Genomic DNA, 7432 nt, shown 5'->3' with positions numbered 1-7432 from the left:
GGCAAGGTCATAAGTTGTTAAACTACCCTCATGTCTGCGAAGAAATCTGCTGGTCAGAGTGTCGGGGTGGGGTCGGCGGCGATTTATGCCCGGATTTCCTCGGATGCGGAGGGCACTGGGTTGGGGGTGGCCCGGCAGTTGGAGGATTGCCGCAAGCTCGCCGCTGACCGGGGGTGGCCGGTCGGTGGCGAATACGTGGACAACGATGTGTCGGCGTTTTCCGGCAAGCCCCGCCAGCAGTATGCGCGGATGCTGGCAGACCTGGGCTCGGGTGATCGTGATGCGGTGATCGTCTACAACTTGGATCGGCTGCATCGGCGTCCGGTGGAGTTGGAGGAGTTCGTCACGTTGTGCGAGTCGGTGGGGGTGCGCGATGTGGCCACGGTGACCGCCGATATCGACCTCGGTAATGATGATGGGTTGTTCATGGCGCGGATTTTCGCGGCGTTCGCCGCCAAGGAGTCCGGCCGCAAGTCGGCCCGTATCCGCCGCAAGATGTTGCAGAACGCCGAGGCCGGGTTGCCGCATGGCTCAGCGCGCCCGTTCGGGTATGAAGCCGACAAGATCACCGTGCGCGAATCAGAGGCCACCGTGATCCGCCAAATGGTGGACCGATACCTGGCGGGCCAATCGCTGCGGTCGTTGACCATCTGGCTCAACGAATCGCAGATCGCCCCGAGCGTCGCGACATCGTGGCAGACCACCGCGGTGCGCCAGGTATTGTCCTCGGGCCGCGTCGCCGGGTTGCGGGAGCACCGCGGGGAGGTGATCGGTGCGGCGGTATGGCCCGCCATCATCACCCCAGCAGACCGTGATCGGGTGTTGGCGCGGATGGCGGCACGCTCCGTGACCAAATCCCGCACCGCACGAACCTACCTGTTGTCGGGGATGTTGCGCTGCGGGCGCTGCGGCAACCGATTGTATTCCCAAGCCCGGCACAGCAATCCGCAGAATCGCGTACGCCGCTACGTGTGCCTCAAAGGGCCGGATCATGGTGGGTGTGGCCGGTTGACGGTGGTCGCCGCCCCGGTCGAGGAATTGCTCGCCGAGGCCGTCATGGCGCGGCTGGATTCACCGCAGTTGGCCGACGCGCTGGCGGGCAAAACCACCGCTGATGCCGATGTTGCCGCGTTGGCCGCCCAGGTCGACGCGGATCAGGAACGTCTGGATGAGCTGGCGGGGCTGTATGCCGATGGCGCCATTACTGCGCGGGAGTGGATCGCGGCGCGTGATCCGATCACCGAGCGCATCATCGCGGCGCGCCGTGATATTGCTGCAGCGACCGACACCACCGCCGTCTACGAGCTGGCCGGCACTGGCGAGATACTGCGCAGCGGGTGGGCTGATCTGGACCTGGGTCGCCAACAGGCCATCGTCAAAGCCGTGCTCGATCACGCCGTCATCGCACCGGGCACCCCCGGTTCGCGCCGCCTGGATATCGACCGAGTGGCCCCAGTCTGGCGGGTATGACGCGCTGGCCGCTGCGGGCGTGTCGCCCCGACCAGGATCGCGACGCGTTCGATGACGGTCGGATCGGTCACGGTGACTGCCAGGTTCTGGCGTTCACACGATGCGGTCAGCCACGCGATGAACTCCGGGCGCTCGTGCAGCGGGACCGCGCCGGCATCGTGGTTGTTGGCAGCGCCGCCCGCGGGCGTCGTGGCCATCACCCTGTCCCGCGTGGTGGCGGCGGGATGCGGGTGGAGACAGTCCGGGATTCGGTGATACCGGTAATGCGGGCGCCGATATGGCGCAGCGCTGCGGAGATGACCAGAACGCGGTCCCCGGCGCTGGTGTGTCCCGCGCGGTCGAACTCCCACAGCATCTCATCGGTATCGATCGGTTGCTGCCGCCTGCCTGTGCTCGCCGTCACGTCGTCAGCGAAATGGGCGGATTGCGTATCATTCTGCCGCCCTGAATGTTTGGCTATCTGGTTACGGGTCCAGGTGGCGCGAGCGGCGCGCAGGGCGCCCATGGTTGTGGAGTAGTGCCGGGATTTGGTGGTGATGTGGCCGCGGTAGCCCAGGGTGTGCAGCCAGCGCCCAATCCCCGCTAACGACGGACCCGCGGACGCTGTGTGTTCGGCGAGTTCGGCGATGGTGGACAGGATGGCCCGCACATGCTCGCTGACGGCCAGCTCGCTGATCGCCTCGGCGGACAGCCGGCGCGCGGTGATCCCGAAGTCTTGCAGGGATTTGGTGACGTATTTCGCCAGATACGCCGCGACCCGACGCGGCGAAAGCCGCGACGATGCGATGGGTGCGGTTCCCGTTATCACGGAATCGCTTGTAGCCGTGATAGTTTCGAGTTCCAACGCTTGGGTGTCAATTTGGGTGCCGAACCGCACCGTGCGCACCCCGCCCTGGTTGGGGTAATCGTCGACGCGGGCGGGTACGTCGATGCTGACGCGACCGGCAGCGTGTTGGATCAAGGCGGCCAGCTCGGCGGCGGTGATCGGTGACGACCAGCCGGTGTGCTGGTCGGCTACCGGACGGGACTCCCCACCACCCCGAGGGGCGGCGGGGCCGTAACGGTTGTCGTCCCCTGATCCGGTGGTGTCGTTGTCGGCTGGTGGGTCGAGGCGGATCAGGGCGTGGATGTGAGGAATGGCGCGGGCTTGCAGTTCAACAACTTTGACGAAACTGACCCGCACTGAGCCGGGCTTGACCCCAACGACTTCCAGATGTGTCGCCACGGCGCGTCGTAGTGCGATGGTGAACCGGCGCCACAGCTCGGGCAGATGCCAGGTGAACAAGACATGCCCGAGGTAGTCGTAGCAGTCCCGGCACAACGGCTGGCCCACGGTCGGGTCATCGATGCTGTGGATTATGTTGCACCGCAACTGGTTTCCGTGCACGCACCGGCTGGCTGAGCTGGCACCATGGCGAGGGTGGCAGGGTGTGCCGGTGGCTTTGTGCACCGCCCCGTAGCTGGGCGCGGTCAGTGTGGCGAACACTTGCGGACGGTTGCCGACCTCAACGGGTACGTCGTGGTGGCCGCCGGCGGCTCCGGCGTGTACAAGTTGCCAGGTATCGCGGGCATACAGGTCTGAGCATGACGGGCACACCGACGCGCGGCGGTTGTTGCAGCGTGTCCACACGGTGTGCCGACGCCCAACAGTGTCGGCACCGGACAGTTGGATTGGGTGGGCGCAAAACCCGACGGATTCGGCGCGGCGCCACCACGGCCCGAAACCGGGCGAGGATGCGCGGCGCAGCATCTGGGTGATCACCGGCCCGGCATCGGCGGTGGTTGGTAGCCCCGGCAACACGATCATCGGGTTGTCCGCCACGGCGGTGGTCACCGCTGCCCCTGATTGTCACGGTGGCCAGTGCCAGGGGTGGTGTTTTGCGCGGTGCCTGGTGTGCGGGGGCGGGGTGCGGGAAAGGTTCGGGCCAGGCTGCTGATGTCGTGGTCGGTGACGTGAAACGCCCGTACCCGGATCGGGTCGGCGGTACCGTCGATCATCACATACCCGACACCGGGGGTGGCATCGGCGATGAGGTCGCATTCGGCGCCGGCATCGCGGGCTCCTTGGCCCAGGACCATCGCGGTTTGGGTGGCTTCGGTCATGCGGAGCCCGATCCGCACGGTGAACAGCTGCCGCACCGGCAGGGTGTCTTTGGCCGGGTCTTGCACGGCGGCGACCACCGAAATCCCGACCGCGCGGCCCTGGGAGAGCAGCAGGCCCAGCAGCTGTTCGGTTTCGGTGCGCAGTTTGCGGTCGGTGAGGTAGGCGGTCAGGGCGGCGATCTCGTCGATGACGACCACGATCAACGGCGCGGCCGGGGTGGGGGTGTGCAGGCGGGTGTGTCCGCGCAGCCGGTTGGCCCGCGTCTGCATCAACCCCACCATCCCGCGCAGCAATTCGATCGTGGGTTGGCCGGTGTGGTGGCAGAACTGAGAGAACATCCGGGCGCCGGCGCCCAGTTCCATGCCGCCTTTGGGGTCGATCACGCATAACCGCACCCGCCCTGTCGCGACCTGGGGCGCCAGTCCGGCGATCAGCGACCACAGCACCGAGCCCTTCCCGGCTCCGGTGGCACCGGCGATCAGGATGTGCCGTCCCAACACGGGTAGCTGCCACCAGGTCCGCATCTCGGTGATTCCGACCCGCACCGCGGCCAGGTCGACTGTGGTTGCCCGGGTCGGCATGGGCAGGGCGATGGGTTGGGCCAGCACGTCGCTGCGACCGATGATGATGCGCAGCTCGCCGGGGGTGGTGGCGCGGATCGTGAGCCGGTCGGCCCGCCATGCCGCCGCCAGCGCCGGAGCGCGCTTTTGCCAGTCGTTGATCGACTGGCCGGCCACCACCCGCAAGGTGAGAACGTCGGTGTGATTGCCGATCCGCACCGATTGCAAGACTGGCACCAGGCTGCGTTCACCGAGCCGGGCGGTCACACCGTGCAGGGTGCACACCGAGGCCCAGGTGCGGCGGTAGCGCCACCACGACAGCCAGCGCTGCCGTACCGGGGCGGTCACCCACGCGGTGAACGAGGACGGCTCCAGCACGGCCCAGCCGATAAAGGCGGCGCCGGCCAGGGCGGCGGTCAGTAGGCCCGCGCGGGGGCCGTGGGCGATGGCGACCCAGATCGTCAGGATGACCGGGACGCTGAGCGTGGGGAACAGGATTGCCCACCACAGCAGCTGCCCGGCGGCTTTGACCAGTCCCCAGATCAGCTCGCCGATCCAGTCGTCATCAGATGCTTGATTATCGTTGCGGTTGTTACGGTTTGAGGTGTTCGACATGAGGGCACGCTTTCCATTGCGACGGGTTGGGGTGTTGCCGGGGAGGCCGGCCCGACAGCCGCACCGCGCTCATGCGGGTGCTGTCGGGCCAGACCTCGATTACCGGGTCTGCTGGCCCGCCTTCGCGGCGACCGCGCCCGGATCGGCGGCGGTGATGGTTTCGGCGCGATACGCGATGCCCGAGCGGCCGTCCTGCGACCAGGGCAACGCCACCAGACCCGACACCGCAACGGGTTGGCCGACAGTGACTTTCGGTTCGCCGACCACGGTGACGGCCAGCACCTCGCCGCCGGTGGCGTCCAGGGCGATCAGCTGGACCTGCCACAACGCCTGCCCGGTCGCCTTGTCGATCCGTGGGGCGCCGGTGTCGAAATTGGTGCGCTGCTCGGGAATCCGGGTGCAAAGGAACGTCACGCCGGTGGTCTCGATTCGTAGCTTCATGATGGTGTGTCCTGCCTTCTCGGGTGAGCGGCCCAACGGTGTTGTTGGACGCGCCACCCAGTGCAGCCCGGCACCAGCCAAGGTCGAGAACGGAGGACCAAAACACACAGCGCGGCTGTGCAAAACTGTGCGCCGGCCGCACCGTCGCATGCGGATTCGCGGTTGACGCCGCCCCCGGCCGGTGCCTGCGGGTCTTCTCAACGCCGCCACCGAGGCAGCCGGGTAGGGTGTGCGACAACCGCGCACACGAGAACGACAACAGCGCGCCACAGCGGTGTCGCACGTTGGGGGTGACATTGTTCGCACTGCTGGTCAGGTTCAGTCTTCGCGCGGGACACGAGGACGCCTTCGACGCACTCGTCGCCGACACATTAGCCGCGATCACTACCGAGGAACCCGACACGATCATCTATGCCAGCCACACCCAGGCCGGCGAGGCCAGCGTGCGGGTGTTCTACGAGTGCTACCGAAGCCACGACGCTTTCCACGCGCACGAAGCCGCGCCACACACCCGCCGGTTCCTGGCCGAGCGGACCCAGCATCTGGCCGGCCCACCCGAGGTGTGGACCCTTACCCCCGTTGCCGGTGCGATCAACGGGCAGCCCCTTCGAGGCGACGGTGCCCCGCGCTGACCCCACAGCCGGGGACCTGGTTCGTACCTACCGAGAAGCAAAGAACTGGTCACGGGAGCGCCTCGGCGACCACATGCACAAATCGGCCAGCTGGGTCTCCCAGACCGAACGCGGCGAACTACGACTGGTCGACCTCACCGTCATACAACGGCTGGCCGCGGTGCTGGGCGCGCCGTTACAGGAGCTCATCGAGGCCGCCCTGGGACCCGACACCGAGACCGCCCGCAACCGGCCCTACGTGGAGCGGCTTCGTCTGGCCATCGCCGGTCACCCCGCTCCCGACAGCATCATCACACCGGTAGCCGATGGGCCACCCTGCGATGTGGAATCTCTGCGGCAGCGCACCCTGCATATCTGGGAGCGCATCCATGCCAGCGCCTACCGCGACATGGGGCCAGCCATCGCCGCCCTCATCGGTGAGCTAGAGAATGCCAGCCGAACCGCGGCGAAAACTCAACGCCCCGAACTTCTTTCGCTGCTGGCCCAGACCTATCAAGCCGCCGCGGCGATGCTGGTCAAAGTCGGCGACCGAGGTGCGGGATGGGTGGCCGCCGACCGCGCCATCGCCGCCGCCGAACGCACCCACGACCCCGCCCTGATCCTGGCCGGTCAACTGCGCATGGCCCGCACCCTGCTCGACTCGAGCGAACAAGCACTGGCCCGCCACGTCTTAACCCAAGCCACCCGACGCCACGAAGCCATCATCGCCGGCGGCGATCACAGCCTGATCTCACTCGTGGGCTCCAGCGCGCTGCTGCTGGCGATCCTGCACGCCCGCGACGCCAACACCGATTCCGCCGAACAATGCCTGATCGTGGCACGCCGGCTCGCCGCCGTCCTGGGCGCCGACCACAACCACCACGACACCGAATTCGGACCCACCAACGTGGCCATGCACGCCGTCGGGGTCGCGGTCGAACTCGGCAACGGACAACAAGCCCTCGACCGCGCCGCCCACGTCCGCCACCCCGAACAACTCTCCCCCGAACGCCAAGCCCGCTACCTCATTGACATCGCCCGCGCCCACCTGCTGACCCGCTCCGGGCGCGGCGCACTGCTGGCCCTGATCAAAGCCGAACAGATCGCCGCCGAAGAACTCGCCGAATCACCCCGCGTCGCCGAACTCATCGACGACATCGAAGCCCTCAACCGACGCCCACGCCTAACCGGCCTACGCGAACTCCGCCAACGCCTCTACGGCTAACGCTAAGCGCCCGCTCCCGCCCACCCCGACACGGCCGCTGCGTGCCCGCCGCCTCGGCCATCGCAGCACTGCTCCACAGCTCACCGCCTACCCGAGCTGATCGTGCCTGCCCTGCGGGCGGCTACCTCCGGGCTCCGCTGCGCTCCCTCTGCTTCCGTCCGCTAGCGCTCCCGTCCGCGCCGGTCGCTCCACTGCGCCCTGCGTCCGCCACCCGTCACCGAGACCAGCCCACCGGTGAGCCGTGGGAGAACTTCCCTAGTCCAGACAACGGGCAGTGACGACAGTGCGCATGGCGCCAGCAAGCGCAGCCGTCGAGTCGCCATCGCTGCCGCAGATCAGGTCACGACCAACTCCTGACAACGATGTCTGACCTCGGCGGTGAGGAGTTTCCTTACTGCTATCAAGG

At 67.4% G+C, this 7432-nt stretch carries 6 protein-coding genes; 3 read left to right on the top strand and 3 right to left on the bottom strand.

Annotated elements, in window-relative coordinates:
- The first annotated feature begins 30 nt into the window (after nucleotides 1–30).
- Nucleotides 31–1470: a recombinase family protein gene (locus tag AO501_RS08940; protein ID WP_174900777.1), complete on the top strand. Its 1440-nt coding sequence runs from the start codon at nucleotides 31–33 to the stop codon at nucleotides 1468–1470.
- A 196-nt stretch (nucleotides 1471–1666) separates the two neighbouring features.
- Here AO501_RS08940 and AO501_RS08935 read toward each other — a convergent pair whose 3' ends face one another.
- From AO501_RS08935 to AO501_RS08925, 3 genes are all read right to left on the bottom strand, one after another.
- The gene (locus tag AO501_RS08935; protein WP_055577392.1) at nucleotides 1667–3277 is read right to left on the bottom strand and encodes a replication initiator; all 1611 of its coding nucleotides are present in this window, start codon (nucleotides 3275–3277) and stop codon (nucleotides 1667–1669) included.
- 23 nt (nucleotides 3278–3300) lie between these two features.
- Nucleotides 3301–4749, bottom strand: a complete 1449-nt coding sequence (locus AO501_RS08930) for an FtsK/SpoIIIE domain-containing protein (RefSeq protein WP_055577390.1) — start codon at nucleotides 4747–4749, stop codon at nucleotides 3301–3303.
- Between the two features lie 99 nt (nucleotides 4750–4848).
- A complete protein-coding gene (locus tag AO501_RS08925) occupies nucleotides 4849–5190 on the bottom strand; it encodes a hypothetical protein (protein ID WP_055577389.1) in 342 nt (113 codons plus the stop codon).
- 290 nt (nucleotides 5191–5480) lie between these two features.
- Here AO501_RS08925 and AO501_RS08920 point away from each other — a divergent pair, with 290 nt between their 5' ends.
- Together AO501_RS08920 and AO501_RS08915 are read left to right on the top strand one after the other, a co-directional pair.
- Nucleotides 5481–5822: a putative quinol monooxygenase gene (locus tag AO501_RS08920; RefSeq protein ID WP_231752410.1), complete on the top strand. Its 342-nt coding sequence runs from the start codon at nucleotides 5481–5483 to the stop codon at nucleotides 5820–5822.
- Nucleotides 5776–7026, top strand: coding sequence for a helix-turn-helix domain-containing protein (locus tag AO501_RS08915; RefSeq protein WP_308207277.1), 1251 nt, complete (start codon nucleotides 5776–5778; stop codon nucleotides 7024–7026). Before AO501_RS08920 ends, AO501_RS08915 begins: the two co-directional genes overlap by 47 nt.
- The last annotated feature ends 406 nt before the right edge of the window (nucleotides 7027–7432 follow it).

It is taken from the genome of Mycobacterium gordonae (assembly GCF_001417955.2).
GTDB lineage: Bacteria > Actinomycetota > Actinomycetes > Mycobacteriales > Mycobacteriaceae > Mycobacterium > Mycobacterium gordonae_B.
Note: the sequence above shows the minus strand (reverse complement) of the source record. Positions and strands in the feature narration are given on the sequence as shown.

What these genes read in the sequence shown, in the direction of transcription:
- AO501_RS08940 (WP_174900777.1), top strand. Translation starts at nt 31, where the DNA reads ATGTCTGCGAAGAAATCTGCTGGTCAGAGTGTCGGGGTGGGGTCGGCG.
- AO501_RS08935 (WP_055577392.1), bottom strand. Translation starts at nt 3,277, where the DNA reads ATGATCGTGTTGCCGGGGCTACCAACCACCGCCGATGCCGGGCCGGTG.
- AO501_RS08930 (WP_055577390.1), bottom strand. Translation starts at nt 4,749, where the DNA reads ATGTCGAACACCTCAAACCGTAACAACCGCAACGATAATCAAGCATCT.
- AO501_RS08925 (WP_055577389.1), bottom strand. Translation starts at nt 5,190, where the DNA reads ATGAAGCTACGAATCGAGACCACCGGCGTGACGTTCCTTTGCACCCGG.